This is a genomic window from Paramixta manurensis, assembly GCF_013285385.1.
GTDB lineage: Bacteria > Pseudomonadota > Gammaproteobacteria > Enterobacterales > Enterobacteriaceae > Paramixta > Paramixta manurensis.
The window spans coordinates 4,537,352-4,562,491 of sequence record NZ_CP054212.1 but is presented as its reverse complement, the minus strand read 5'-3'; the positions used below and the strand labels follow the sequence as shown (position 1 = coordinate 4,562,491).

Annotated in this window: 15 protein-coding genes, 3 tRNA genes and 3 rRNA genes; 16 read left to right on the top strand and 5 right to left on the bottom strand. The window is 52.0% G+C overall.

The window, feature by feature from the left end; translation table 11 throughout:
- Positions 1–84: 84 nt before the first annotated feature.
- The 3 genes from ovoA to ravA form a co-directional block, all read right to left on the bottom strand.
- A complete protein-coding gene (ovoA, locus tag PMPD1_RS21860; RefSeq protein ID WP_173636014.1) occupies positions 85–2,235 on the bottom strand; it encodes a 5-histidylcysteine sulfoxide synthase in 2,151 nt (716 codons plus the stop codon).
- A 68-nt stretch (positions 2,236–2,303) separates the two neighbouring features.
- Positions 2,304–3,764, bottom strand: a complete 1,461-nt coding sequence (viaA, locus tag PMPD1_RS21855) for an ATPase RavA stimulator ViaA (RefSeq protein WP_173636013.1) — start codon at positions 3,762–3,764, stop codon at positions 2,304–2,306.
- Complete coding sequence (gene ravA / locus PMPD1_RS21850) at positions 3,764–5,254, bottom strand: ATPase RavA (RefSeq protein WP_173636012.1); 1,491 nt, start codon at positions 5,252–5,254, stop codon at positions 3,764–3,766. The genes viaA and ravA overlap by 1 nt, the downstream gene beginning before the upstream one ends.
- Positions 5,255–5,506: 252 nt before the next feature.
- Here ravA and kup point away from each other — a divergent pair, with 252 nt between their 5' ends.
- The 9 genes from kup to rbsR all read left to right on the top strand — a co-directional run bounded on the left by kup (position 5,507) and on the right by rbsR (position 16,245).
- Complete coding sequence (gene kup / locus PMPD1_RS21845) at positions 5,507–7,375, top strand: low affinity potassium transporter Kup (protein ID WP_173636011.1); 1,869 nt, start codon at positions 5,507–5,509, stop codon at positions 7,373–7,375.
- Positions 7,376–7,687: 312 nt separating this feature from the next.
- Positions 7,688–8,176, top strand: coding sequence for a CesT family type III secretion system chaperone (locus PMPD1_RS21840; RefSeq protein WP_173636010.1), 489 nt, complete (start codon positions 7,688–7,690; stop codon positions 8,174–8,176).
- A complete protein-coding gene (locus PMPD1_RS21835; protein ID WP_173636009.1) occupies positions 8,177–10,276 on the top strand; it encodes a hypothetical protein in 2,100 nt (699 codons plus the stop codon).
- A gap of 155 nt (positions 10,277–10,431) precedes the next feature.
- On the top strand, positions 10,432–10,851 hold the full coding sequence (gene rbsD, locus PMPD1_RS21830) for a D-ribose pyranase (protein WP_173636008.1): 420 nt from the start codon (positions 10,432–10,434) through the stop codon (positions 10,849–10,851).
- Between the two features lie 7 nt (positions 10,852–10,858).
- A complete protein-coding gene (rbsA, locus tag PMPD1_RS21825) occupies positions 10,859–12,370 on the top strand; it encodes a ribose ABC transporter ATP-binding protein RbsA (RefSeq protein ID WP_173636007.1) in 1,512 nt (503 codons plus the stop codon).
- Positions 12,367–13,338, top strand: a complete 972-nt coding sequence (gene rbsC / locus PMPD1_RS21820) for a ribose ABC transporter permease (RefSeq protein ID WP_173636006.1) — start codon at positions 12,367–12,369, stop codon at positions 13,336–13,338. The genes rbsA and rbsC overlap by 4 nt, the downstream gene beginning before the upstream one ends.
- Positions 13,339–13,363: 25 nt before the next feature.
- Positions 13,364–14,245 carry a ribose ABC transporter substrate-binding protein RbsB gene (rbsB, locus tag PMPD1_RS21815; RefSeq protein ID WP_435529703.1) on the top strand — a complete coding sequence of 294 codons (882 nt, stop codon included), beginning with the start codon at positions 13,364–13,366 and terminating at the stop codon, positions 14,243–14,245.
- A 62-nt stretch (positions 14,246–14,307) separates the two neighbouring features.
- Positions 14,308–15,237: a ribokinase gene (gene rbsK / locus PMPD1_RS21810; RefSeq protein ID WP_173636005.1), complete on the top strand. Its 930-nt coding sequence runs from the start codon at positions 14,308–14,310 to the stop codon at positions 15,235–15,237.
- A gap of 6 nt (positions 15,238–15,243) precedes the next feature.
- A complete protein-coding gene (gene rbsR / locus PMPD1_RS21805) occupies positions 15,244–16,245 on the top strand; it encodes a ribose operon transcriptional repressor RbsR (protein ID WP_435529702.1) in 1,002 nt (333 codons plus the stop codon).
- Here the strand turns inward: rbsR and mdtD are convergent.
- Positions 16,242–17,645, bottom strand: a complete 1,404-nt coding sequence (gene mdtD / locus PMPD1_RS21800) for a multidrug transporter subunit MdtD (protein WP_173636004.1) — start codon at positions 17,643–17,645, stop codon at positions 16,242–16,244. The genes rbsR and mdtD overlap by 4 nt on opposite strands.
- 529 nt (positions 17,646–18,174) lie before the next feature.
- Here mdtD and PMPD1_RS21795 point away from each other — a divergent pair.
- The 6 genes from PMPD1_RS21795 (at position 18,175) to PMPD1_RS21770 (ending at position 23,711) form a co-directional block, all read left to right on the top strand.
- A 16S ribosomal RNA gene (locus tag PMPD1_RS21795) occupies positions 18,175–19,716 on the top strand.
- Positions 19,717–19,890: 174 nt separating this feature from the next.
- Positions 19,891–19,966, top strand: a tRNA-Glu gene (locus PMPD1_RS21790).
- Between the two features lie 207 nt (positions 19,967–20,173).
- Positions 20,174–23,080 (top strand): 23S ribosomal RNA (locus PMPD1_RS21785).
- A 129-nt stretch (positions 23,081–23,209) separates the two neighbouring features.
- A 5S ribosomal RNA gene (gene rrf / locus PMPD1_RS21780) occupies positions 23,210–23,325 on the top strand.
- Together the 16S, 23S and 5S rRNA genes with 3 tRNA genes alongside form the textbook arrangement of a ribosomal RNA operon.
- Before the next feature lie 225 nt (positions 23,326–23,550).
- Positions 23,551–23,627, top strand: a tRNA-Asp gene (locus PMPD1_RS21775).
- Between the two features lie 8 nt (positions 23,628–23,635).
- A tRNA-Trp gene (locus PMPD1_RS21770) sits at positions 23,636–23,711 on the top strand.
- Positions 23,712–23,837: 126 nt separating this feature from the next.
- Here PMPD1_RS21770 and hdfR read toward each other — a convergent pair.
- Positions 23,838–24,662 (bottom strand): HTH-type transcriptional regulator HdfR, encoded by an 825-nt coding sequence (hdfR, locus tag PMPD1_RS21765; RefSeq protein WP_173636003.1) that lies wholly within the window; start codon positions 24,660–24,662, stop codon positions 23,838–23,840.
- A 122-nt stretch (positions 24,663–24,784) separates the two neighbouring features.
- On the opposite strand from hdfR, the gene PMPD1_RS21760 reads away from it, so the two are divergent.
- Positions 24,785–25,123 carry a MaoP family protein gene (locus PMPD1_RS21760; RefSeq protein ID WP_173636002.1) on the top strand — a complete coding sequence of 113 codons (339 nt, stop codon included), beginning with the start codon at positions 24,785–24,787 and terminating at the stop codon, positions 25,121–25,123.
- Positions 25,124–25,140 lie beyond the last annotated feature (17 nt).

Below are 25,140 nucleotides of genomic sequence, written 5' to 3'. Positions count from 1 at the left end.
GACTTTGCGGCAAAGCCGCAAAGTTCAATGCTGTCACATTTTTAACAGATAACGTCATGCATAGCAGACTATTTTTCTGGTGAGTTAACGTTTACGCCACAGCGTCACCTGCGCCACGGTATGTTGATATTTACGTGCGGTTTCACGAATCACAAACGGCACATCCTGCGGCGCGGCTATCTCATCAAAGTGGGTGGCAAGCAAGCGTTGTAGCGCCTGATAAGTGGTGAGCGCTTCGCCATTTTCCCGCACGCCGCCTAGCCAGTTTTCTTTCGGCGTAAAGTCTTCCAACCAAGTATAAGGCGAAGAGAGCAATAAGATGCCGCCGGGGCGAATCATGGAGGTAATATCTTGCAGAAAGCGGGTGGGCTGACGCAGCCGATCAATCAGGTTAGACGCCAGCACCAGATCATAACCCTGTTTATCGATCTTCAAATTACAGGCGTCGCCCTGCACGAAGTGGATACGGCTGGCCTGATCGCTATCGAGGTTAAAATCTTTTAGCCGAACCTGACAATACTCGACCAGTTCGCCCTCTTCCTGCGTAACGTAACGGAAATCCTCACCGCTGGTGAGCTGAAGCGCAACGTCAATAAAACGGGCTGAATAGTCCATTCCTACCACTTGCTCAAAGTGGCGGGCCAGTTCAAAGCTGGCGCGACCGGTGGCACAGCCAATATCCAGCGCGCGTTGCCGGGTGGTGGTGTGCTTCAGCGCGATATCTACTAATGCTTCAGCGTAATTGGCTATGCCGAAATAGCGCGGGCCATACTGAAAATCGAGATATTGCGACACCATGGTGTCGGTTTCGTAAGGGTTTTGTGACATGGTTTCCTGATGCGACGAAACCACATAGCGGAAACCGGCATGCTGGAAAAAGTGGCGACGGAAGGCATAGCGCGATGATTTTAGCGCTTCATTGCCGGTTGAAATCCAACTGCCGCCTTTAATGAGCGAATGCTTACCATCGAAGGTAGGCGTCGAAAAATCATCGTACAGCGGATGGACTTTGAAACCTTCGAAACCATTGGTCGGCGTGGTGGTCCATTGCCAGACGTTACCCACCACATCGAAAAAATCACCTTGAGCGAACATATCGACCGGGCAGGACGAAGCCCAGTAGGCCAAGTTAATATTGCCCGGCGCTTGCTGCCAATCGGGCTGATCGCCCTCCACCTGTTCACGTAGCAAATACCATTCCGCCTCACAAGGAAGCTGGATAGATTTACCGGTTTCATCCGCTTTCCAGCGGCAGAATGCTGCGGCTTCTAGTTGATTAACTTCTGCTGGCCAATCCCACGGCATTGGCACTTCTTCGGCCATTAAACGGAGTTTTAATGCCTCGGGCTGCCGGAGGTCTCCCACCCAGAAGGTGGGTTTATCCGCTGTCGAAAATTCTCGCCACGCCCAGCCCTCTTCATCCCACCAGCTTGGTTCCTGATAACCGCCCGCCTCAATAAACTGGTAAAATTCGGCATTGCTCACCAACATTTTGCTGGCTTTAAACGGCTTGATTTCGGTTTGTAGCGAACCGTATTCATTATCCCAGCCGTAAGTGTCATCGGTTTTTCCCTGTACTACGCGGCCACCGCCCACTGCCACCAAAGTGTTAGAGGGCACCTCGTCGCGCTGATGACGGGCACGCTGACACGTTGGCCAGTGCGGCTGCGGCGCAACCCACTCAACCGGCAACTGGCGGATTAAAACGCTGGAGGTTTCCAGATGGATACGTTCATGCTCAATCCCCATCAAAATCACCCACGCCGCGCTATCTTGCGTGATAGGCAATTCAAGCGGCATGGTACGTATAAACTCGGCGACCCTACCTTTTACTTTACCGCGATAATCACGTAATTCGCTGACCGTTGGCCAGTCATAATGGCTGTTATCCAGATCATCCCAGCTCATTTCATCCACGCCGATAGCCAACATGGCTTCGATACCTGCGTCAATCCGCTGCTCGAGATAGCGGCCCGCCATCAGCTTGTTGATGTAAAAGGTAGCGGTATGACCAAAATAGAAGATCAGCGGATGGCGCAGAGAAATCGCCTTAGTGAAATAGGCACGCTCATCAGTGAGGCAATCGAACAGGCGTTCATACAGTTCCCAAGTCTGAACAAAATAGTCCGCAATCTGCTGGCGTTTTTTTTCAGCGTTATCGCCAGATAACAACAGTGTTTGAGTTGGGGCGGGAAGCCCGGTTGAAAGCTCGGATTGTCGCAAAGTCACAGTCATGCTCCCTGGTTTACAGGTGAATAAAGCGTAATCATGACTATAGCAAATAAGCTTTGCAGGATTGTTTCTTAACGTTTCCAGCGGCGTAGTAGGCGGCTTTTCAGCCCGGTATCAAACCGCCAGATATGATCGAAGATGCGTAAAATCCCCGGTTTGCCATAAGCCGACATCGCTACGGCATGGAATCGTTGCTGCTGTTGTGTTTGCTGCAGCTTTACCGCTGCGATCAAGGTATCGGGCAGGCGTTGCGCGATAAAGTCCGAGATAATGACCGCATCGGCTTCCTGCCATACGTTACCCTGCATACGTTGCAACACCGCTTGTAAGCAGGCGGCGAGATCGGTTCCCCCGCGAAAACGCTGGCTGAGAAAGCGGATCGCCTGGTTAATGCCGTCTTCGCTGGTTAACTCGTAGCCAATCACGTCATGTGCGAACAGCATCACATAGCAGCGTCGTTGCTCCGCCAACGCCACTTTTAGTAGCGCCAGACAGAAGGCTTTGGCGCAGCGTTCGTTAAAACCGCCCATTGAACCGGAGGTGTCCACACAAACAATAAACGGGCCGCGCGGCTGGTTTTCCTGCTGCTGGTGGCTGGCTGGGCGCAGTGATACTTTTTCACGCCAGGCGTCGCCCTGTAGGCGATAGGTCAACAGGCGTTTTTCCACTAGCCGCCGATAAAACTCCAATTCCAGTTCACTGAGGCCTAATGTTGCCAGTTCCGGCGGTAGCAAGCGCAATATATCGTCGCTTTGATGAAGGCCGCTGATCTGTTCCGGTACGCTATCAGGCTCTCTCACCGATTGAGAAAATGGCTCTGGCGGTGCATCTTGTGCCGGAACAGATTTTGCCGCTCGGCTCCGGCCAAGTAGGGAGGCCAGTTTCATCAGTTCCGGCTGCTGTGCCAGAAAATCGCCATATTGCACAATGAGTTGATAGTCGCCGCGCTGTAGTGGTGCGGCACTCATATCCCAGAGACGACCGGCGGCAGCTTCATCCTCATCGGCTAATATCGACGCCAACTGGCCGCTTAACGCCATACGTTGCTGTAACTCCGCCAATAATTTTTCTTTTTCCTGATCCAATAATTGCTGATTAAGCGTGAGCGTTTGCAACGTCAGGCTGAGCCGCCAGCGCTGCAAAAATAACGTATGTTGAGCGCGGCTGAATTGAGCGGCGTCCCGGTGGGAAAATAGCGTTTGTGCCTGCCCGACAAAAGGAGAGTTCAGCGCAGTTAGTGCGCTCAATAACTGGTTGAGTTGGTCGGAAAACGCGTCGTCGCTCAGCATTTGGTAACGCTGAAACAGTTGAAACTCTTGTGCCAGCGCCTCGGGAACCGGCGTCGCTTTGAAGCGTTCACCGATCTCGGCTTTCCAGCGTGGAACTTCACGTAGTAAGGCCTGTTTCAGGTGGGGAAACTTTTCAAAAAACAGGACTAATTGCGGCGATGCAGTGAGCGCAAGGATCAAATCTTCAATCAGTTGTTCCTCACTGATTGCCAGCAGCATGCTTAGCGTTTCAAGCGAGAACATCAGCGTGCCTGTTTTAACTGTTCGGCTACATCCTGTAGGCTGGTTTCTATGCGTGTCAGCCAGTCATCGCTGATAAACAGGCAGCGCTGTTGCTGGCTGAATAAAGCACGCTGGGCGCGAAGTTGCGTATCCAGTTGGCTTAAAGCTTCACTGATCTCGTCCGGTACGCTGTTGCTTGCCGCGCCGGGCAGGGCGAGGCGCGAAGTCTCCAGGCTAACATCGCGTAATGTCAGACAATCCTGCCCATCAACCTGTAAATCCAGCGGTTGAGCAAAACCAATGCCATTAAGTTTTCCGCATACTTCGCCCCCTTTTTGCAGCCAGTGAGTTAACGCTTCACGGGTGATAACCACATGCGTTACCGCGATTTCATGCAAGGTAAGCGGTTTTTGTAACATCAACATCAACTGCGGGTCGGTAAGCGAGGAGGGAAGTTCATAATGTGGTTTACGGCTAAACATGCTGCCGTGCTTTTCGAGCTTAATCGCCTGTGCGACGCTGTGTTGCTGCTGTAGGGCCAGCCGACGTGTATTAATTTGTTTTAATTTCAACAGCATGGATTGTTGTTGCCAGGCGTGCTGCGTGATTAGCGTTTCGATTTCCCGCTCAAGCAGTTTCATAGAAGCCACGTCATGCCATAAACAGTCTTTTAGCAAGATGATATCAATGGCGTTAATGCTACTACGCCCGCTATAAAAAGCGCTGGCTTGCAGTAAGTGTATGGCTTTTTTCCAGCGCCGATCGGAAATATAGGGTGCTTCTGGCAACGCTTCTAATTGTTGACGTAATTGGTAAATCAGCTCAAAAACCGGGTCCGGCAGGCTGATCTGGACGATGCCCTGTTGCCAATTTGCGTACTCTTCATTGCTGATACGTAATGTATCGCTGACCGGATTAGTATTTTCATCCTGCTGGTGGGTCAACATGCTGTGAAAATTGTGTTTTTCATGCACATTATCTAACCACAGGCGAATCAGCATTCGGTCATAGAGCGCCTCCAGCCCACTATCGGCCTCCGGCAATTCATTTGATGCGGTGACCAGTAGCCGCATAGGGATAGTTTCTTCACTATCGCCATTCCGAAAGCGCCGCTCATTAATCGCGGTCAGCAGCGTGTTCAAAATTGCCGGGCCCGCTTTCCAGATTTCGTCGAGGAAAACGATTTCAGCATCGGGCAAATAGCCTTTAGTCAGACGTTGATAGCGCCCCTCATCTTTCAGCGCCTGAATCGACAGCGGACCAAATACCTCTTCCGGCGTGGAAAAGCGGGTCATCAAATATTCAAAGGCGCGCGCATCCTGAAAAGCGTATTTCAAACGGCGTGCAATAAGACTCTTGGCAATACCCGGCGGCCCGAGCAGAAAGACACTTTCGCCGCACAGCGCCGCTAACAAGCAAAGGCGTATAGCATGGTGACGCTCATACAGCCCTTTTTCTAACGCATTGCTCAGTCGCGAAATTCTTTCAGCCAGTAAGTGTGATTGAGCCATAATCAATAAATCATCCTTTTTGCCGGGCGCCGATGGCGGTCACTAAGGGCGAAAACAGTACGAGTTATCATGCTTGAAAGCGTTGATAGTCGTCAGCTTTTTTATTTTTAAGGGTTAAGGAAACGCGTTAATTGCGTGGGTAAACCCTCTTTCAGGGTAGGTTTTTATGGGAAATCGTGCATACTGTGCGCTTTTTGATGGCTTGAGCCGTGTGTTTTTTTACGTCACTCAGCTCCAACAAAAGATCAACTTATGAGTTCCGACAAGAAACAGTCCATTGGCGCCGTCACCTTGGCGGCAATTGGCGTAGTATATGGGGATATTGGCACCAGCCCTCTGTATACCTTACGTGAATGCCTTTCCGGCCAGTTTGGTTTTGGCGTCGAACGCGGCGCAGTTTTTGGTTTTTTATCCCTTATTTTTTGGCTGCTGATATTGGTGGTTTCACTTAAATATCTCACCTATGTGATGCGGGCGGATAACGCCGGAGAAGGGGGTATTTTAACCCTCATGTCGCTGGCGGGCCGTAATACGGGCGCTCGTGCGACTGCCGTATTGGTGATTATGGGGTTGATTGGCGGCAGCTTTTTCTACGGCGAAGTCGTGATTACGCCAGCGATTTCGGTCATGTCGGCGATTGAAGGGCTGGAAATTGCCGCCCCGTCGCTGGATGACTGGATCGTTCCGCTATCCGTGGCGGTTCTTACGTTTTTATTTGTGATTCAGAAACATGGCACCGGCATTGTTGGCAAGCTTTTCGCGCCAGTGATGCTGTTATGGTTTCTGGTGCTGGCAGTATTAGGCGCGCGCAGTATCCTGAATAACCCAGAAGTACTGCAGGCGCTCAACCCCTCTTGGGCGATTCATTTCTTCCTGCAGTATAAACAAATCTCTTTCTTTGCCCTCGGCGCGGTGGTGTTGTCGATTACTGGCGTAGAAGCACTGTATGCGGATATGGGCCATTTTGGTAAGTTTCCGATTCGCCTGGCCTGGTTCACCGTGGTGCTACCTTCACTGGTGTTGAACTACTTCGGTCAGGGCGCTCTGCTGTTGAAAGATCCGACCGCGATTAAAAACCCGTTTTTCCTGTTAGCGCCAGATTGGGCGCTGATCCCGATGCTGATACTTGCCACGCTAGCGACGGTTATCGCCTCGCAGGCGGTCATTTCCGGCGTATTTTCTCTGACACGGCAGGCGGTGCGCTTAGGTTATTTGCCGCCAATGCGCATCATCCATACTTCGGAGATGGAGTCAGGGCAGATTTATATTCCGGCGATTAACTGGGTGCTCTATTTTGCCGTTCTGATTGTGATCATTAGTTTTCAACACTCCAGCAACCTGGCGGCCGCTTATGGTATCGCGGTGACCGGCACCATGGTGTTAACGTCGATTCTCTCTTGCACGGTGGCAATCAAAAACTGGCACTGGAACCGTTTCGCAGTCAGCCTGATTTTAGTGGCGTTGTTATGTATTGATGTTCCGTTGTTTAGCGCCAACCTGGTGAAGATTTTCTCCGGTGGTTGGTTGCCGCTCTGCCTGGCGCTGGTGATGTTTATCATCATGACCACCTGGAAAAGCGAACGTTTCCGGCTGTTGCGCCGCATGCATGAGCACGGTAATTCTTTGGAAGCGATGATTGCCTCACTGGAAAAATCGCCGCCGGTTCGTGTGCCGGGCACCGCAGTGTATATGTCGCGCGCGCTTAACGTCATTCCGTTCGCCATGCTACATAACCTAAAACACAATAAAGTGTTACATGAACGGGTGGTGTTACTGACCTTACGTACCGAGGATGCACCTTATGTGCATAACGTGCGTCGCGTTACCATCGAACAGCTTTCGCCGACCTTTTGGCGCGTAGTTGCCAGTTATGGCTGGCGTGAAACGCCAAACGTGGAGGAGATTTTCCACCGCTGCGGCCTGGAAGGGCTTAATTGTCGCATGATGGAAACCTCGTTCTTTATGTCGCATGAATCGCTGATTATCGGCAACCGGCCATGGTATCTCCGTCTACGCGGCAAACTCTTCCTTGCGCTTCAACGTAATGCGCTACGCGCGCCCGATCAGTTTGAGATCCCGCCAAACCGGGTTATTGAGTTAGGCACGCAGGTCGAAATTTGAGTAGCAGACGCAACTGAGATTGCTGGCTTTACGCCAGCATAATTTAAGGTGTCCAGTGAACGGTCACCTTAAACCCCCCTTGGGGCTGATTGGCTAGCGTGGTTTCCCTGTTGCGATGATATTAATGGGTGATTTAATAAAAAGTTCATTAAACCTTCATCTTAATTTAATGTTTTTATAAATTACTCATCCTCTATATTTCATTTTTATTAAATTTTAGCGCGCCATGAAACTTATCTCCCGGTTATTTCACTGAACAATCATAGTCTTTATGCTTTGATTTTTATCTGAAAAAATCTATCGGGAAATGTTATGTCGAGTCGAGAATATTGCCAGTTAATCGATGAAATATGCCGTATAACGCTGCTTTCCGATCCTGAAAGTTTTTATCAATATGCTCATCTCAACATCAATCAAATCAATTTTACACTCACAGAACAGTCGGTTGGCGAGGAAAATAATCTACTGATTATTTGTGAGATGGGAGAGATACCGAATAAAAACCAGGCAGCGATTTTATTCCGCCTGTTGGAGTTAAATTTCCATTTATTTGCCGAACCTCGTAGCCCAATTTGCAGCGTTAACCCGGAAACACAAAAAGTTAACTTGTGTATTTCATTGCCGGTAATAGCAGCAACGGCAACGGGCATAGTACGTCTGCTGACGCAACTGGCCGAAATGGCGGCGCTGTGGCGCGAAACTTACTTTCTTGATAACCCACCCCGCTCGGATTCCTCGTCTTACGGCTTCTCACGCGCCCATCCCTCTCTCCATACTCTTTTCACCCAGGAGAAAAGCTGAATGAAGATCGATAACACGCCACCTATGCCGATAAATACGCCGCAAACGGCAACTCAACATCAGGCCCAAACTCAAACTGGCGCGCCGCCAGTGTGGCCGGGCGATACGATTCAGGCGGGTCATCAAAGCGAGGCGCCCCTTTCTACTACACAGTTGGCGCAATTACAGCGCGCCTCTGCTTCCACGGTTGATGCGTTAACCGCCGCCGAACCGCCGCCGCGCGAAGCGGCCTCTCTGCTTGAGCAGCACGCGCGTCAAATAACGTTGCAGGGGCAATTATTACAACAAAACCCAGAGATCACCTGTGAAATGGCGATGCTGCTCGCCCGTCCGGTTGAACACGCTGAATTGCCGGCATTGCCCTACCACGATAATTTGCAGCAGTTGGTGGGGGATGTTCAGCAGTTGTTCACTGTTTCGAGTCACCATCAGTTCCCTTCACTGATACAACTTTCCACTTCCCTTGATGACGCCTTTGGAAAAATTGCCGATCATCTTGAGGCGCAGCAGGCGGTTTATCGCGATGTATTGGATCATGCCGCGTTATCACCGGAAGATAAGGCCAGCGTTGAGGTCAGCCATCAGGCTTTTCAGGCGATGGCGCAACGCTGGTCGGGGAATCTGAAAGAGAACGTGCTTAATTACGGGCTACAGCAGGCCACCACGCATTTGGCGCAAGCTCAGGCGGATGTCGATCACCTGGAGAAACATCAGGGAGAAAACCTGTTTGATTTCGCGCCGCGGCTGGAGAGAGCAAAGAACGAGGTGAGTCAGTGGTCTTTTATCCAACATTTTTTCCAACAACCGGCTACTGAATCCGCGCCGCAAACGCTAGTTGCGCAGGCGATGAACCAGGTCAATCATCATCGATTTATTGATGATTTAAAGGCGCAAAACGGCGCACAGAACGGCATTAAAACCTTTCTTGCTGCGGCTACACCTCAGGGAATGGCTTCAATGCTGCAGTTTATTACCGCGCGCGCCTTTGTTGATCCGAAACTTTCTCTGTTGAACCTCGGTGCCCAAGCCTTGGGAAGCGGTGCGCTTATCGGCGCGGCTCATGAGACGTTGGATAATTTTTTGAAACCGGCGGTCAGGGATGTCATGGCTTCCATGGGGATGGCGCAAATGGAGAAAGTGAAACCCGAAGAGGCGATTCCCGATCCTTCTCGTTTTGTTTCCGAACAGGGCCGTTTTCGCCTGCGTACCGAAACAGAAATGCAAGCGGCGAAAAATGAGGTTGATCAGGCGCGTGCGGCGTTTACTACTGCGCAAAATAATTATAAAGATGGCAGCTTATCTGGCGACTCAATTACTTACGCTGGTCAGGTTGGCGCACAAATGGTGCGGGAAACGCTTGGGCAAACTACCAGCTTGAATACGTCGCACCAAGTAGCCGGAATGGTTGCCTCGTTCAGCGGCGGTTTCTTACGTTCCGGCGTACAAGCGTTGGGGCAACAGCATAAATCCTTTTCCTGGCAGGGAAACACGATTCCGACCCATGTTCCGGAGACGTCGCAAGACGCTTTGCCAACGCGTTTAAAAGCTACGCTAGATAAAGCGTTACCAACGATTAATCCGCTTGATAACAAAGCGCGGGAAAATTATGCCAGTAAGGTTTGGAGCACCACGGAAGGTATGTTGGCTTACTATGCGCTGGGATTAAAGCAGGCCGAATTGGATACCTCCCACACAGGAGGAAAGGTGGCGGCGGTGGTACTCAATGGTGTCCAGTCGCTGGGGATGTTGGTTCCGTTTACCGCCAATAAACAATCCGGTAATGAAGCGAAAGCCGACGGAAGTAGCCGGTTTGCCAGCGCCATCGCCAATATTCGTCAGCCCGACCGGGAAACTTTACTGCATGGCACCCAACAAAATAGCCCTGGTCGTCTGGCGGAAAATGGTTATAACCAACTTAGGGGGCTAACTCAGGCTGCGCCACAGGCACTGACAGAGGTGTCGGAGGCTATTTTTCATGCGGTTGGCGCACTGGGAGAACAGGTTGGTCGCCAGTTTAGCCAGCGCTTGCAAACCTTGAGACAGCGCGAACCGGCACCGGATATTGAAATGGGCGGCATTGCTCCACAATCTAACCTTTAATGTTTTCATGATGTCAGGTCGTGATGATGTGCTCACGTTAATTTAGCTTAGCGAAACGTTTCGATAGCGATCACATTTTCATCATTTCCCCGTTGTCTTCTGCTGCGTTTTTTTTACACTGCCGGTCAGCGAAACGTTTCGCTCTGGAGTGGAAAATGAAAAAAGGCACCTTACTGAATTCTGAAATTTCTTACGTGGTTTCCCGGCTGGGGCACACTGATAGCCTGACCATTGGCGACGCAGGCCTGCCGATACCTGATGGCCCACAACGTATTGACCTGGCGCTCACTCATGGCGTGCCCGGCTTTATGCAGGTAGCCGAAGCGGTAACCCAAGAAATGCAGGTTGAGAGTGCCGTGATTGCCGAGGAAATTAAGCAACATAATCCACAGCTTCATCGCGAACTGCTTACGCTGCTCGAAACATTGCAACAACACCAGGGAAATACCATCAGTATCCACTACACGCGTCACGAACAGTTTAAACAATTAACGCAGCGTAGTCGGGCGGTCATTCGCAGCGGAGAGTGTTCTCCGTATGCGAATGTCATCCTGAACGCTGGCGTGACCTTTTGAGGCCGTCATGCAACCGTTACTGCAACTGCAAGGCATTGAAAAATCATTCCCCGGCGTTAAGGCGCTGAATGGCGCTTCGCTGGCGGTTTATCCCGGTCGCGTCATGGCGCTGGTGGGGGAAAACGGTGCCGGTAAATCGACCATGATGAAGGTGCTGACTGGCATTTACACTCGTGACGCCGGTTCGCTGCAATGGCTGGGGAAAGAAACCAGTTTTAGCGGCCCGAAAGCATCGCAAGAAGCCGGTATTGGTATTATCCATCAAGAGCTTAATTTAATTCCGCAACTCACCATTGCCGAAAATATTTTCCTTGGACGGGAGTTTGTTGGCCGTTTTGGACGCATTGAGTGGAAAAAAATGTACGCCGAAGCGGATGCGTTATTGAAACGCCTGAACTTACGCTTTAGCAGCCATAAGCTGGTGGGCGATCTTTCGATTGGCGATCAGCAGATGGTTGAAATCGCCAAAGTGCTGAGCTTTGAATCCAAAGTGATCATTATGGATGAGCCGACCGATGCGTTAACCGATACTGAAACGGTGTCGCTGTTTCGCGTCATTAAAGAGCTCAAAGAGCAGGGCTGCGGCATCGTCTATATCTCACACCGTATGAAAGAGATTTTCGAGATTTGCGATGATGTGACCATTTTCCGTGATGGGCAATTTATCGCCGAGCGTAGCGTTGACACATTAACCGAAGAATCACTGATTGAAATGATGGTGGGTCGCAAGCTGGAAGAGCAGTATCCGCGCCTAACCAAAGCGCCAGGCGAGGTGCGACTGCAGGTTGAGAATCTTAGCGGTCCGGGCATTGATGAAGTGAGCTTTACGCTCCGTAAAGGTGAAATTCTTGGCGTTGCCGGGCTGATGGGCGCCGGGCGTACTGAACTGATGAAAGTGCTATATGGCGCCTTGCCGCGTACCGGCGGCAAGGTCACGCTTGACGGAAAAAATGTGGTGACGCGTTCGCCGCAGGAGGGATTGGCGCAAGGCATCGTCTATATCTCCGAAGATCGTAAGCGTGATGGCTTGGTGTTAGGCATGTCGGTAAAAGAGAACATGTCACTTACCGCGCTGCGCTATTTCAGCCATGGCGGCGGCAGCCTGAAACATGCCGCCGAACAACTAGCGGTGGGCGATTTTATTCGCTTATTTAATGTGAAAACGCCGTCAATGGATCAGCCGATTGGCTTGCTTTCCGGCGGAAACCAGCAAAAAGTCGCGATTGCGCGCGGCCTGATGACGCGTCCGAATGTGTTGATCCTTGATGAGCCGACACGTGGTGTGGATGTCGGAGCGAAAAAAGAGATTTATCAGCTAATTAACCAATTTAAAGATGAAGGTCTGAGCATCATTTTAGTCTCGTCGGAAATGCCAGAAGTGCTGGGCATGAGTGACCGGATTCTGGTGATGCATGAAGGCCGTCTCAGCGGTGAATTTACGATTGAACAAGCCACGCAGGAGGCCCTGATGGCTGCGGCGGTGGGCAAGCAACACAGCGAGGAGTTAGCACATTTATGAGTACTCAAACTTTACCTGCCCGCCGCCGTTGGTTTAGCAAAGCGTGGCTGCTGGAGCAAAAATCGCTGATTGCGTTGATCGTGCTGATCGCGATTGTGTCCAGCATGAGCCCGAATTTTTTCACCCTGAATAACCTGTTTAACATTCTACAGCAGACTTCGGTCAACGCCATTATGGCGGTGGGCATGACGTTGGTTATTTTGACCTCCGGTATCGACCTGTCGGTCGGTTCTTTGCTGGCGCTGACCGGCGCGGTCGGGGCATCGATCGTTGGTCTGGAAGTGAATGCGCTGGTTGCGGTGGCGGCTTCGCTGGCGCTGGGCGCATTTATTGGCGCGATTACCGGCACTATTGTCGCGAAAGGCAAAGTGCAGGCGTTCATTGCAACCCTGGTCATGATGTTGCTGCTGCGCGGCGTCACCATGGTGTACACCAACGGTAGCCCGGTGAATACCGGCTTTAACGATAATGCCGATCTGTTTGGCTGGTTTGGCATTGGTCGTCCGCTGGGTGTCCCAACGCCGGTATGGCTGATGGCGGTGGTGTTTCTGCTGGCGTGGTACATGCTGCATCACACTCGCCTTGGCCGTTATATCTATGCGTTGGGCGGTAATGAAGCGGCAACCCGCCTGTCAGGGATTAATGTCAGCCGGGTAAAAATCATTGTGTATTCGCTGTGCGGTATGTTGGCCGCGCTGGCGGGTACTATCGAAGTGGCGCGGCTTTCTTCGGCGCAGCCAACCGCCGGCACCGGCTATGAATTGGATGCCATCGCGGCGGTCGTGCTGGGCGGAACCAGCCTGGCAGGCGGCAAAGGGCGCATTGTTGGAACACTAATCGGGGCGCTGATTTTAGGCTTCCTGAATAACGGGTTGAATTTATTGGGCGTTTCCTCTTACTACCAGATGATCGTGAAAGCAGTGGTTATTTTGCTGGCGGTTCTGGTTGATAACAAAAGCAGTAAATAACTCTTATCCTTACAGGAAATCGGACATGAAAATGAAAAAACTGACTGCACTGGCTGTTATCCTCGGCGCAACCCTCAGCGCCAGCGCAATGGCGAAAGATACCATCGCGTTAGTCATTTCCACGTTGAATAACCCTTTCTTTGTGTCTCTGAAAGATGGCGCGCAGAAAGAGGCAGATAAGCTGGGTTATAACTTAGTGGTGCTGGATTCGCAGAATAACCCGGCGAAAGAGCTGGCAAACGTGCAGGATTTAACGGTTCGCGGTACCAAACTGCTGCTGGTTAACCCCACGGATTCCGATGCGGTTGGTAACGCGGTGAAAATGGCGAACCAGGCAAATATCCCGGTCATTACTCTCGACCGTGTGGCATCACAGGGTAAAGTGGTGAGCCATGTGGCTTCTGATAACCGTTTCGGCGGTAAAATGGCCGGTGATTTTATCGCGAAGAAAGTGGGTGATAACGCCAAAATTATCGAACTGGAAGGGATTGCCGGGACTTCTGCCGCGCGTGAGCGTGGGGAAGGGTTTAAACAAGCGGCGGATGCGCATAAATTCCAGATTTTAGCCAGCCAACCGGCCGATTTCGACCGCACCAAAGGCTTGAACGTGATGCAGAACTTGCTGACCGCGCATCCTGATGTGCAGGCTGTTTTCGCACAGAATGATGAAATGGCGCTGGGCGCGCTGCGTGCGCTGCAAACCGCCGGTAAATCCGATGTCATTGTTGTCGGTTTCGATGGTACTGATGACGGTATTAAAGCGGTGCAGGGCGGTAAGCTGGCCGCGACGGTAGCCCAGTTACCGGAGAAAATTGGTGAGATGGGCGTGCAAACCGCAGATAAAGTGTTGAAAGGCGAGAAAGTACAGGCTATTAATCCTGTTGATTTGAAACTAGTTACCAAATAAAACAACGAAAAGCAGGGCAACGCGCCACCCTTTGGTGGCGCACTTTTCCCGGACGATACCCGATGACTAAAACCGCTAAACTGGCCGTTCTTGGCAGCATCAATGCCGATCACATTCTTAATCTGGCACAATTTCCACGCCCCGGAGAAACGGTGATCGGGAAGCAGTATCAAATCGCGTTTGGTGGCAAAGGCGCGAACCAGGCGGTGGCTGCCGGACGTAGTGGCGCCGATATCGCCTTTATTGCTTGCGTGGGCGAAGACGATATTGGCGAGCGTATTCGCCAACAGTTGGCAACAGACCAGATTAAAATCGCCTCGGTAGAGGCGGTGGCCGGCAACTCAACCGGCGTGGCGTTGATCTTTGTGAATAGTGAAGGGGAAAACGCGATTGCGATTCATGCTGGCGCTAATGCCGCATTGACGCCGGAGCGTGTTATCTCCCATCAACACATTATCGCCGAAGCTTCCGCATTGCTAATGCAACTGGAATCGCCGCTAGATAGCGTTCTGACCGCCGCTAAAATCGCCCGTCAGCATCACACGCAGGTGATTCTTAATCCGGCACCCGCTACCGAGTTACCCGATGAGTTATTGTCGCTGGTGGATATGATCACCCCCAATGAAACTGAAGCGGAAATTCTGACGGGTATCGCGGTGAAATCAGACCAAGATGCGGCGCGCGCGGCAGCGGCGCTCCATGCTAAAGGCATCAATAATGTGTTGATCACCTTAGGGAGCCGTGGCGTTTGGTTAAGTGAGAATGGTCAAGGGCAACGCATTGCCGGTTTCCGCGTGAAGGCGATTGATACCATCGCCGCCGGAGATACGTTTAACGGCGCGTTAATCACCGCTTTACTTGAACAACAGCCGATGGCGCAAGCCGTGCGGTTTGCGCATGCCGCCGCCGCCATTGCCGTGACGCGTTCAGGCGCGCAACCCTCGGTTCCGTGGCGTGAAGAGATCGACAGCTTCTTGCAGCAGCAGGAGTAAATTTGATTGGCCACCATGAAAGATGTTGCCCGCCTGGCGGGCGTCTCTACGTCAACGGTATCGCATGTTATCAATAACAACCGCTTCGTCAGCGAGGCGGTGCGTGAAAAGATTGAAAACGCGATTAGAGAACTGAATTATGCGCCGTCGGCCCTGGCGCGTAGTTTGAAGATCAATCAAACGCGGACGATTGGCATGTTGCTTACCGCCAGTAGCAACCCCTTTTACGCTGAAGTGGTGCGTGGGGTAGAAAATAGCTGCTATGAGCGTGGGTATAGCCTGATATTGTGCAATACCGAAGGTGATGAGGATCGCATGAATCGCAGCCTCGAAACGCTAATGCAAAAGCGTGTCGATGGGGTGTTGTTAATGTGTACCGAAAGCCATCTGCCTTCGGCTGAAATTATTAATCGTTATCCCGGCATTCCTTCCGTAATGATGGATTGGGCACCGTTTGAGGGAAAAAGCGACATTATTCAGGATAACTCGCTGCTGGGGGGTGAATTAGCGACGGCGTTTCTGATTTCGCGTGGCTACACGCGTATTGCTTGTATTGCCGGGCCGCAGGATAAAACACCGGCGCGCTTGCGACTTGAGGGTTATAAAAAAGCCATGTCCGCTGCCGGGCTGCCCATTTTGCCGGGTTATATCGTTGACGGTGATTTTGAGTTCCAGGGTGGCTATCACGCGATGAATCAGTTGCTGGCGATGCATAACGCCCCGCAGGCGGTGTTCACCAGTAATGATGCAATGGCGGTGGGCGTTTATCATGCGCTATATCAGGCGGGTCTTTCCATTCCACAGGATATGGCGGTAATGGGGTATGACGATATCGAACTGGCGCGCTATATGACGCCGCCGCTGACCACCATTCACCAACCGAAGGATGAGTTGGGCGAATTGGCGATCGATACTCTAATTCATCGCCTTAACGATCCCGGCGTGGCTCAGCAAACGCTGGTTCTCACGCCGGAATTGGTTGAACGCCATTCAGTCGGCATACGCTAAGCTTTTTTCTTACGCTTATCGCGGTTGGTGATCAAATGACGACCATCGCCTGGTTTTAACAGCAAAAAGACCAGTGCAGATAATATGGTCACTACTCCCATAGTGATGAATGTCGCGTGGAAATGCTGCACCGTGGTGCCGTCAAAAGATTCATAGAAGCGCAGTACTGCGGCGCTGACCGCAACGCCGAAACTGATCGCCAACTGTTGGGATACCGCCAGCATGCTATTCCCGCCGCTGGCATTTTCATCGCTCAGATCTGCCAGCGTAATGGTGTTCATCGCGGTGAACTGTGTCGACATCGTCATCCCGAGGATAAACAGCGGCAGGATTAATACTATCACTTCCATTCCGGGCGATTGCAGCGCAAAGCTGATGATAAACAGCCCAATAATAGTGGTGATACCGACCAACGTTTTTCGATAACCAAACCAGCGTAGCACTTGCGTAACGGTGGATTTCGCTAATAAAGAACCGATCGCGGTTGGCGCCATCATGCAACCAGCGATAATTGCCGAGTAGCCAAAACCAACCTGTAGCATTAATGGCATTAGAAACGGAACACAGCCGGTGCCCAACCGCGAAGCGATATTTCCCGCAATCCCGACGGTAAAGGTTCGGGTTTTAAACATCGGCAAGTTAATGAGGGGAAATGGATGACGGCGGGCGTGGGCGATATACAGCAATAGCAGCACAACGCCTGCGAGCAATACGGCTGTGGCTATCGAGCCTGCTACCAAACGTTCACCCAATAGCTCAATGCCGCACGATAAAAAGACTAATCCCAATCCGAACAGCAGAAAACCCAGTAAATCGAAACGACGACGCGGCGTAGTAAAGTCCGGCATATATTTTCGGGCATAGATGATGCCGACGATACCAATCGGGATATTAATTAGGAAAATCCAGTGCCAGGTCGCCCAGGTTACCAGCACTCCGCCTAACAACGGGCCAAGAACGGGGCCGACTAAACCTGGCATGGTGACAAAGTTGAGCACCGGCAGCAGTTCGCTGCGGGGGTAGGCGCGCAACAATGCCAGCCTGGCAACCGGCATCATCATGGCGCCGCCAATGCCCTGGACCACACGTGAAACCACCAATATGCCCAGAGAACCGGACAGCGCGCAGGCCAGAGAGCCAAAGGTAAAGAGCGATACTGCGGCGATAAACACTTTTCGTGTGCCGTAGCGATCCGCCAGCCAGCCGCTGATGGGAATAAGCATCGCGACGGTGAGCGTGTAGCTGATAACGGCGGATTGCATAGCCAGCGGTGAGCGATCAAGACTGTGCGCAATGGCCGGGAGGGCGGTATTTAGGATGGTGGCGTCGAGAGCCTGCATAAAAAACGCCATCGCCGCTAACCAGGGAAGCCCGGCCATACTGCGCGCGGATTTGATCATTGGTTATCCTTCTTCTTATAAGAGGTGCGACTAAGCGCGTTACGTTGATAAGATCTGGATTAGGATAGCATTTGATGGTTTAGGTTATTGAAGGGTTTTTCTATTTTTTCCCCATAATTTGTGTGAATAAAACACAAGAAAAGGCGGTTTTATCGCCCTTTGGCGAAAAAAAGAGCGGTTGAACGTTTTTTTTAAATTAGCGGTTGCGGGCGGCGGGAAACTCCCTATAATGCGCCACCACTGACACGGCACAACGGTCGCAGCGACCGGTTAAACGAACCGGGTCAGGCGCGGGAAAACTTCTGAAAAACGGGGTTGACTCTGCGGGAGGAAAGCGTAATATACGCCACCTCGCGACAGGCGGTTAAGCCGCTGTTCGCACTGCTCTTTAACAATTTATCAGACAATCTGTGTGGGCACTCGCAGGATTGATATCGCAAGCATCTTCGGATGCAACAAAATATCAAGTCTTGAAGAGTGACTACTGATTTTATAAACAGTTTTAATTCTTTGAGCATCAGACACTTTTAAATTGAAGAGTTTGATCATGGCTCAGATTGAACGCTGGCGGCAGGCCTAACACATGCAAGTCGAACGGTAGCGGGAAGAAGCTTGCTTCTTTGCCGACGAGTGGCGGACGGGTGAGTAATGTCTGGGGATCTGCCCGATGGAGGGGGATAACCACTGGAAACGGTGGCTAATACCGCATAACGTCGCAAGACCAAAGTGGGGGACCTTCGGGCCTCACACCATCGGATGAACCCAGATGGGATTAGCTGGTAGGTGGGGTAACGGCTCACCTAGGCGACGATCCCTAGCTGGTCTGAGAGGATGACCAGCCACACTGGAACTGAGACACGGTCCAGACTCCTACGGGAGGCAGCAGTGGGGAATATTGCACAATGGGCGCAAGCCTGATGCAGCCATGCCGCGTGTATGAAGAAGGCCTTCGGGTTGTAAAGTACTTTCAGCGGGGAGGAAGGGGTGAAGGTTAATAACCTTTGTCATTGACGTTACCCGCAGAAGAAGCACCGGCTAACTCCGTGCCAGCAGCCGCGGTAATACGGAGGGTGCAAGCGTTAATCGGAATTACTGGGCGTAAAGCGCACGCAGGCGGTCTGTTAAGTCAGATGTGAAATCCCCGGGCTCAACCCGGGAACTGCATTTGAAACTGGCAGGCTTGAGTCTCGTAGAGGGGGGTAGAATTCCAGGTGTAGCGGTGAAATGCGTAGAGATCTGGAGGAATACCGGTGGCGAAGGCGGCCCCCTGGACGAAGACTGACGCTCAGGTGCGAAAGCGTGGGGAGCAAACAGGATTAGATACCCTGGTAGTCCACGCCGTAAACGATGTCGACTTGGAGGCTGTGAGCTTGACTCGTGGCTTCCGGAGCTAACGCGTTAAGTCGACCGCCTGGGGAGTACGGCCGCAAGGTTAAAACTCAAATGAATTGACGGGGGCCCGCACAAGCGGTGGAGCATGTGGTTTAATTCGATGCAACGCGAAGAACCTTACCTGGTCTTGACATCCACGGAAGAACGCAGAGATGTGTTTGTGCCTTCGGGAACCGTGAGACAGGTGCTGCATGGCTGTCGTCAGCTCGTGTTGTGAAATGTTGGGTTAAGTCCCGCAACGAGCGCAACCCTTATCCTTTGTTGCCAGCGATTCGGTCGGGAACTCAAAGGAGACTGCCGGTGATAAACCGGAGGAAGGTGGGGATGACGTCAAGTCATCATGGCCCTTACGACCAGGGCTACACACGTGCTACAATGGCGCATACAAAGAGAAGCGACCTCGCGAGAGCAAGCGGACCTCATAAAGTGCGTCGTAGTCCGGATCGGAGTCTGCAACTCGACTCCGTGAAGTCGGAATCGCTAGTAATCGTGGATCAGAATGCCACGGTGAATACGTTCCCGGGCCTTGTACACACCGCCCGTCACACCATGGGAGTGGGTTGCAAAAGAAGTAGGTAGCTTAACCTTCGGGAGGGCGCTTACCACTTTGTGATTCATGACTGGGGTGAAGTCGTAACAAGGTAACCGTAGGGGAACCTGCGGTTGGATCACCTCCTTACCTGAAGATACTTTCCCGCGAAGTGCTCACACAGATTGTCTGATAAGAAGTCATGAGCAAGGCGTTTACACGTTGGGGGTGCTGCGACAAAAGACAATGTCGCTCGGTTTTCTGAAGAAAAACCTCGCCCTTACGTGAAATTAACGAATCGGTGATTCGTAAAGCAAATTTCACGTCCCCTTCGTCTAGAGGCCCAGGACACCGCCCTTTCACGGCGGTAACAGGGGTTCGAATCCCCTAGGGGACGCCACTTGCTGGTATGTGAGTGAAAGTTGCGTGCCGTTATATCTCAAAGCTGACTTGCAAGAGTCACGTTTGAGATATTTGCTCTTTAACAATCCGGAACAAGCTGAAAATTGAAACGACGTGCTGTTTCTTTTCTCCGTAATAAGAAAAGAAAGCGGCGCGTTCGAGTCTCTCAAATGCTCATAACGCACAGGACGCCTGTGGGTTGTGAGGTTAAGCGACTAAGCGTACACGGTGGATGCCCTGGCAGTCAGAGGCGATGAAGGACGTGCTAATCTGCGAAAAGCGCCGGTAAGGTGATATGAACCGCTATAGCCGGCGATGTCCGAATGGGGAAACCCGGTGCACTTCGGTGCATCATCATGTCATGAATACATAGTGGCATGAGGCGAACCGGGGGAACTGAAACATCTAAGTACCCCGAGGAAAAGAAATCAACCGAGATTCCCCCAGTAGCGGCGAGCGAACGGGGAGCAGCCCAGAGCCTGAATCAGCTTGTGCGTTAGTGGAACGGTCCGGAAAGGCCGGCGATACAGGGTGACAGCCCCGTACACAAAAGCGCACTGGCTGTGAGCTCGATGAGTAGGGCGGGACACGTGGTATCCTGTCTGAATATGGGGGGACCATCCTCCAAGGCTAAATACTCCTGACTGACCGATAGTGAACCAGTACCGTGAGGGAAAGGCGAAAAGAACCCCGGCGAGGGGAGTGAAAAGAACCTGAAACCGTGTACGTACAAGCAGTGGGAGCCTCATTTATGGGGTGACTGCGTACCTTTTGTATAATGGGTCAGCGACTTATATTCTGTAGCAAGGTTAACCGCATAGGGGAGCCGTAGGGAAACCGAGTCTTAACCGGGCGCTAAGTTGCAGGGTATAGACCCGAAACCCGGTGATCTAGCCATGGGCAGGTTGAAGGTTGGGTAACACTAACTGGAGGACCGAACCGACTAATGTTGAAAAATTAGCGGATGACTTGTGGCTGGGGGTGAAAGGCCAATCAAACCGGGAGATAGCTGGTTCTCCCCGAAAGCTATTTAGGTAGCGCCTCGTGAATTCATCTCCGGGGGTAGAGCACTGTTTCGGCTAGGGGGCCATCCCGGCTTACCAACCCGATGCAAACTGCGAATACCGGAGAATGTTATCACGGGAGACACACGGCGGGTGCTAACGTCCGTCGTGAAGAGGGAAACAACCCAGACCGCCAGCTAAGGTCCCAAAGTCATGGTTAAGTGGGAAACGATGTGGGAAGGCCCAGACAGCCAGGATGTTGGCTTAGAAGCAGCCATCATTTAAAGAAAGCGTAATAGCTCACTGGTCGAGTCGGCCTGCGCGGAAGATGTAACGGGGCTAAACCATGCACCGAAGCTGCGGCAGCGACACGTAAGTGTTGTTGGGTAGGGGAGCGTTCTGTAAGCCGTCGAAGGTGGCCTGTGAGGGCTGCTGGAGGTATCAGAAGTGCGAATGCTGACATAAGTAACGATAAAGCGGGTGAAAAGCCCGCTCGCCGGAAGACCAAGGGTTCCTGTCCAACGTTAATCGGGGCAGGGTGAGTCGACCCCTAAGGCGAGGCCGAAAGGCGTAGTCGATGGGAAACGGGTTAATATTCCCGTACTTGGTGTTGCTGCGAAGGGGGGACGGAGAAGGCTATGTTAGCCGGGCGACGGTTGTCCCGGTTTAAGCATGTAGGCGGGCGTTCCAGGTAAATCCGGAAGGCCGTTAACGCTGAGGTGTGACGACGAGGCGCTACGGCGCTGAAGTAACAAATGCCCAGCTTCCAGGAAAAGCCTCTAAGCATCAGGCAACACGAAATCGTACCCCAAACCGACACAGGTGGTCAGGTAGAGAATACCCAGGCGCTTGAGAGAACTCGGGTGAAGGAACTAGGCAAAATGGTGCCGTAACTTCGGGAGAAGGCACGCTGTCGTTAGGTGAAGTGACTTGCTCACGGAGCTGAAGGCAGTCGAAGATACCAGCTGGCTGCAACTGTTTATTAAAAACACAGCACTGTGCAAACACGAAAGTGGACGTATACGGTGTGACGCCTGCCCGGTGCCGGAAGGTTAATTGATGGGGTTAGCGGCAACGCGAAGCTCTTGATCGAAGCCCCGGTAAACGGCGGCCGTAACTATAACGGTCCTAAGGTAGCGAAATTCCTTGTCGGGTAAGTTCCGACCTGCACGAATGGCGTAATGATGGCCAGGCTGTCTCCACCCGAGACTCAGTGAAATTGAACTCGCTGTGAAGATGCAGTGTACCCGCGGCAAGACGGAAAGACCCCGTGAACCTTTACTACAGCTTGACACTGAACACTGGTCCTTGATGTGCAGGATAGGTGGGAGGCTTTGAAGCGGGGACGCCAGTTCCCGTGGAGCCGCCCTTGAAATACCACCCTTTAATGGCTGGTGTTCTAACGTTGGCCCGTAATCCGGGCTGCGGACAGTGTCTGGTGGGTAGTTTGACTGGGGCGGTCTCCTCCCAAAGCGTAACGGAGGAGCACGAAGGTCAGCTAATCACGGTCGGACATCGTGAGGTTAGTGCAAAGGCATAAGCTGGCTTGACTGCGAGCGTGACGGCGCGAGCAGGTGCGAAAGCAGGTCTTAGTGATCCGGTGGTTCTGAATGGAAGGGCCATCGCTCAACGGATAAAAGGTACTCCGGGGATAACAGGCTGATACCGCCCAAGAGTTCATATCGACGGCGGTGTTTGGCACCTCGATGTCGGCTCATCACATCCTGGGGCTGAAGTAGGTCCCAAGGGTATGGCTGTTCGCCATTTAAAGTGGTACGCGAGCTGGGTTTAGAACGTCGTGAGACAGTTCGGTCCCTATCTGCCGTGGGCGCTGGAGAACTGAGGGGGGCTGCTCCTAGTACGAGAGGACCGGAGTGGACGCATCACTGGTGTTCGGGTTGTCATGCCAATGGCACTGCCCGGTAGCTAAATGCGGAAGAGATAAGCGCTGAAAGCATCTAAGCGCGAAACTTGCCCCGAGATGAGTTCTCCCTGACCCCCTGAGGGTCCTGAAGGGACGTTGAAGACGACGACGTTGATAGGCCGGATGTGTAAGCGCAGCGATGCGTTGAGCTAACCGGTACTAATGACCCGTGAGGCTTAACCTTACAACGCCAGAGGCGTTCTTGAGAGACGCGGTTTTGATTTTCAGCGAGTTTACCGGATAAACGAATTTGCGGGAACGGGGGATAACGCGGCAGCAGAGCGTTATATTCGTTCCGTGCAGCAAGAATTTGCCTGGCGGCACTAGCGCGGTGGTCCCACCTGACCCCATGCCGAACTCAGAAGTGAAACGCCGTAGCGCCGATGGTAGTGTGGGGTCTCCCCATGCGAGAGTAGGGAACTGCCAGGCATCAAATACCAGGACCTTGCACCTTTTACGGGGCAGTTCACTACTCGGTAAGAGAGTAGGACAGAAGGCGCAGCCTTCTGAACGTCGCTTGCGACGGCCCGTAGGATGAATAACGAACGTTATTCATAAACTGCCAGGCATCAGATAAGACCCTCCGGTGACGCGGAGCGGGAGAAATACCTGATATCAGCGCGATGAAGACGCTGGTACCAGTACAGAATCGGTGGAGCGGTAGTTCAGTTGGTTAGAATACCTGCCTGTCACGCAGGGGGTCGCGGGTTCGAGCCCCGTCCGTTCCGCCACCCTATTTAGGGGCGTAGTTCAATTGGTAGAGCACCGGTCTCCAAAACCGGGTGTTGGGGGTTCGAGTCCCTCCGCCCCTGCCAGAAAACAATCCTTTGCTTAGGCAAAGGATTTTTTTTGCCCAAAATTCCTCAATTCTGCGGCTTCATCACCAAACAAAATGCTGCAAAGGAGTACCACGCCAAACAATCGGTGGTACTCCGTCAAGCCTACTGCGTCATCACCGGAAATTTCAGCAACTGACGAATATGGCTCTGTTGATCGCTATTCTGCAGCCACACGGCATACAGCGGACGCACGGCCACTGGCGTATCCGGAATTACCACCAGATCCGAGTAGATGCGGCTCCACGTATCCGGTAAAAAGGCACAAGCGCCGGTAGTATGCAGCAACTGGCGCGTTAAATGCGCTGAAGTGGTAGTCAGTACCGGTACATCATCCGCGCCCGCCAGATAGCTCTCATGCTGATGAAAGTCGGCTCCCCATTCCAGTTTAATGTAATCATACTTTTCTCGTTTCTCACTCTCACGCGAACGAAACAGCGTTAGCGAAATATGCCCTATCTGCTGGCTGGTAAGTTCATCCATTTTGGGTGCTTCAGTAGTGATGAGTAAATCAAGCTGGCGCTCATGAAGCTGCTTTACCAACAAATGCCGCTGAGCAATACGGGCCTCCAGATGTAAACTTTCCCGATTTTGATAAAGCGTTTGTAACCAAGGGGTTAAATAGGCTTCCCATAATGATGCGCTGGCCCCAATGGAGAGTTCGTGATGCTGCTGAGTATGCGCGACCTCCTTTTTGGCCATTAGCCAGGTACTCATTAAACTCTCGGCATAGGGAAGCAGGCGCTCCCCTGCAGACGTTAGGCGGATGTTATTCCGGTGTCGGGTAAAGAGATTGACACCTAATTGATTTTCTAACTGCCTAATGCGAAAACTCACGGCTGACTGTGTCAGATAAAGCGCCTCCGCCGCGCGCCCAAAGTGACGGGTCCGGCTCACTTCAAGAAAGGTTTTCAGTAATTCCGTATCCACAGCCATCTCCCAAAAAAATGTTTGTCGTAATGATTTAAATGTTTTGTTTTACACGCTGTCAAGCCTATCTAATACTCCGCGCCATAAATAGCACGGCCATAGAAGAGTTAGGAGCGTGTAAAATGGCGGATAGCTTCGCAACAAATAATCGTTTTTTTGATAACAAACACTACCCACGCGGGTTTTCTCGTCACGGTGATTTCACCATTAAGGAAGCACAGCTATTAGAGCGTCATGGGTATGCTTTCAATGAGCTGGATTTGGCAAAACGGGAACCTGTGACGGAAGAAGAGCGTCAATTTATTGAAGTATGCCGTGGTCTGCGTGAACCGCAAACCGAAGCGGAACGCGTCTGGTCCAAATATATGACGCGGATTAAGCGCCCCAAACGCTTCCACACGCTGTCAGGCGGCAAGCCGCAGATGGAAGGCGTTGAAGACTATTCAGATAGCGACGATTAATTGAGTGGGGCTACGGC

Coding starts and splice junctions, on each gene's coding strand:
- PMPD1_RS21835 (WP_173636009.1), top strand. CDS start 8,177: ATGAAGATCGATAACACGCCACCTATGCCGATAAATACGCCGCAAACG.
- kup (WP_173636011.1), top strand. CDS start 5,507: ATGAGTTCCGACAAGAAACAGTCCATTGGCGCCGTCACCTTGGCGGCA.
- PMPD1_RS21760 (WP_173636002.1), top strand. CDS start 24,785: ATGGCGGATAGCTTCGCAACAAATAATCGTTTTTTTGATAACAAACAC.
- rbsB (WP_435529703.1), top strand. CDS start 13,364: ATGAAAATGAAAAAACTGACTGCACTGGCTGTTATCCTCGGCGCAACC.
- rbsC (WP_173636006.1), top strand. CDS start 12,367: ATGAGTACTCAAACTTTACCTGCCCGCCGCCGTTGGTTTAGCAAAGCG.
- viaA (WP_173636013.1), bottom strand. CDS start 3,764: ATGTTCTCGCTTGAAACGCTAAGCATGCTGCTGGCAATCAGTGAGGAA.
- rbsA (WP_173636007.1), top strand. CDS start 10,859: ATGCAACCGTTACTGCAACTGCAAGGCATTGAAAAATCATTCCCCGGC.
- mdtD (WP_173636004.1), bottom strand. CDS start 17,645: ATGATCAAATCCGCGCGCAGTATGGCCGGGCTTCCCTGGTTAGCGGCG.
- rbsK (WP_173636005.1), top strand. CDS start 14,308: ATGACTAAAACCGCTAAACTGGCCGTTCTTGGCAGCATCAATGCCGAT.
- ravA (WP_173636012.1), bottom strand. CDS start 5,254: ATGGCTCAATCACACTTACTGGCTGAAAGAATTTCGCGACTGAGCAAT.
- rbsD (WP_173636008.1), top strand. CDS start 10,432: ATGAAAAAAGGCACCTTACTGAATTCTGAAATTTCTTACGTGGTTTCC.
- PMPD1_RS21840 (WP_173636010.1), top strand. CDS start 7,688: ATGTCGAGTCGAGAATATTGCCAGTTAATCGATGAAATATGCCGTATA.
- ovoA (WP_173636014.1), bottom strand. CDS start 2,235: ATGACTGTGACTTTGCGACAATCCGAGCTTTCAACCGGGCTTCCCGCC.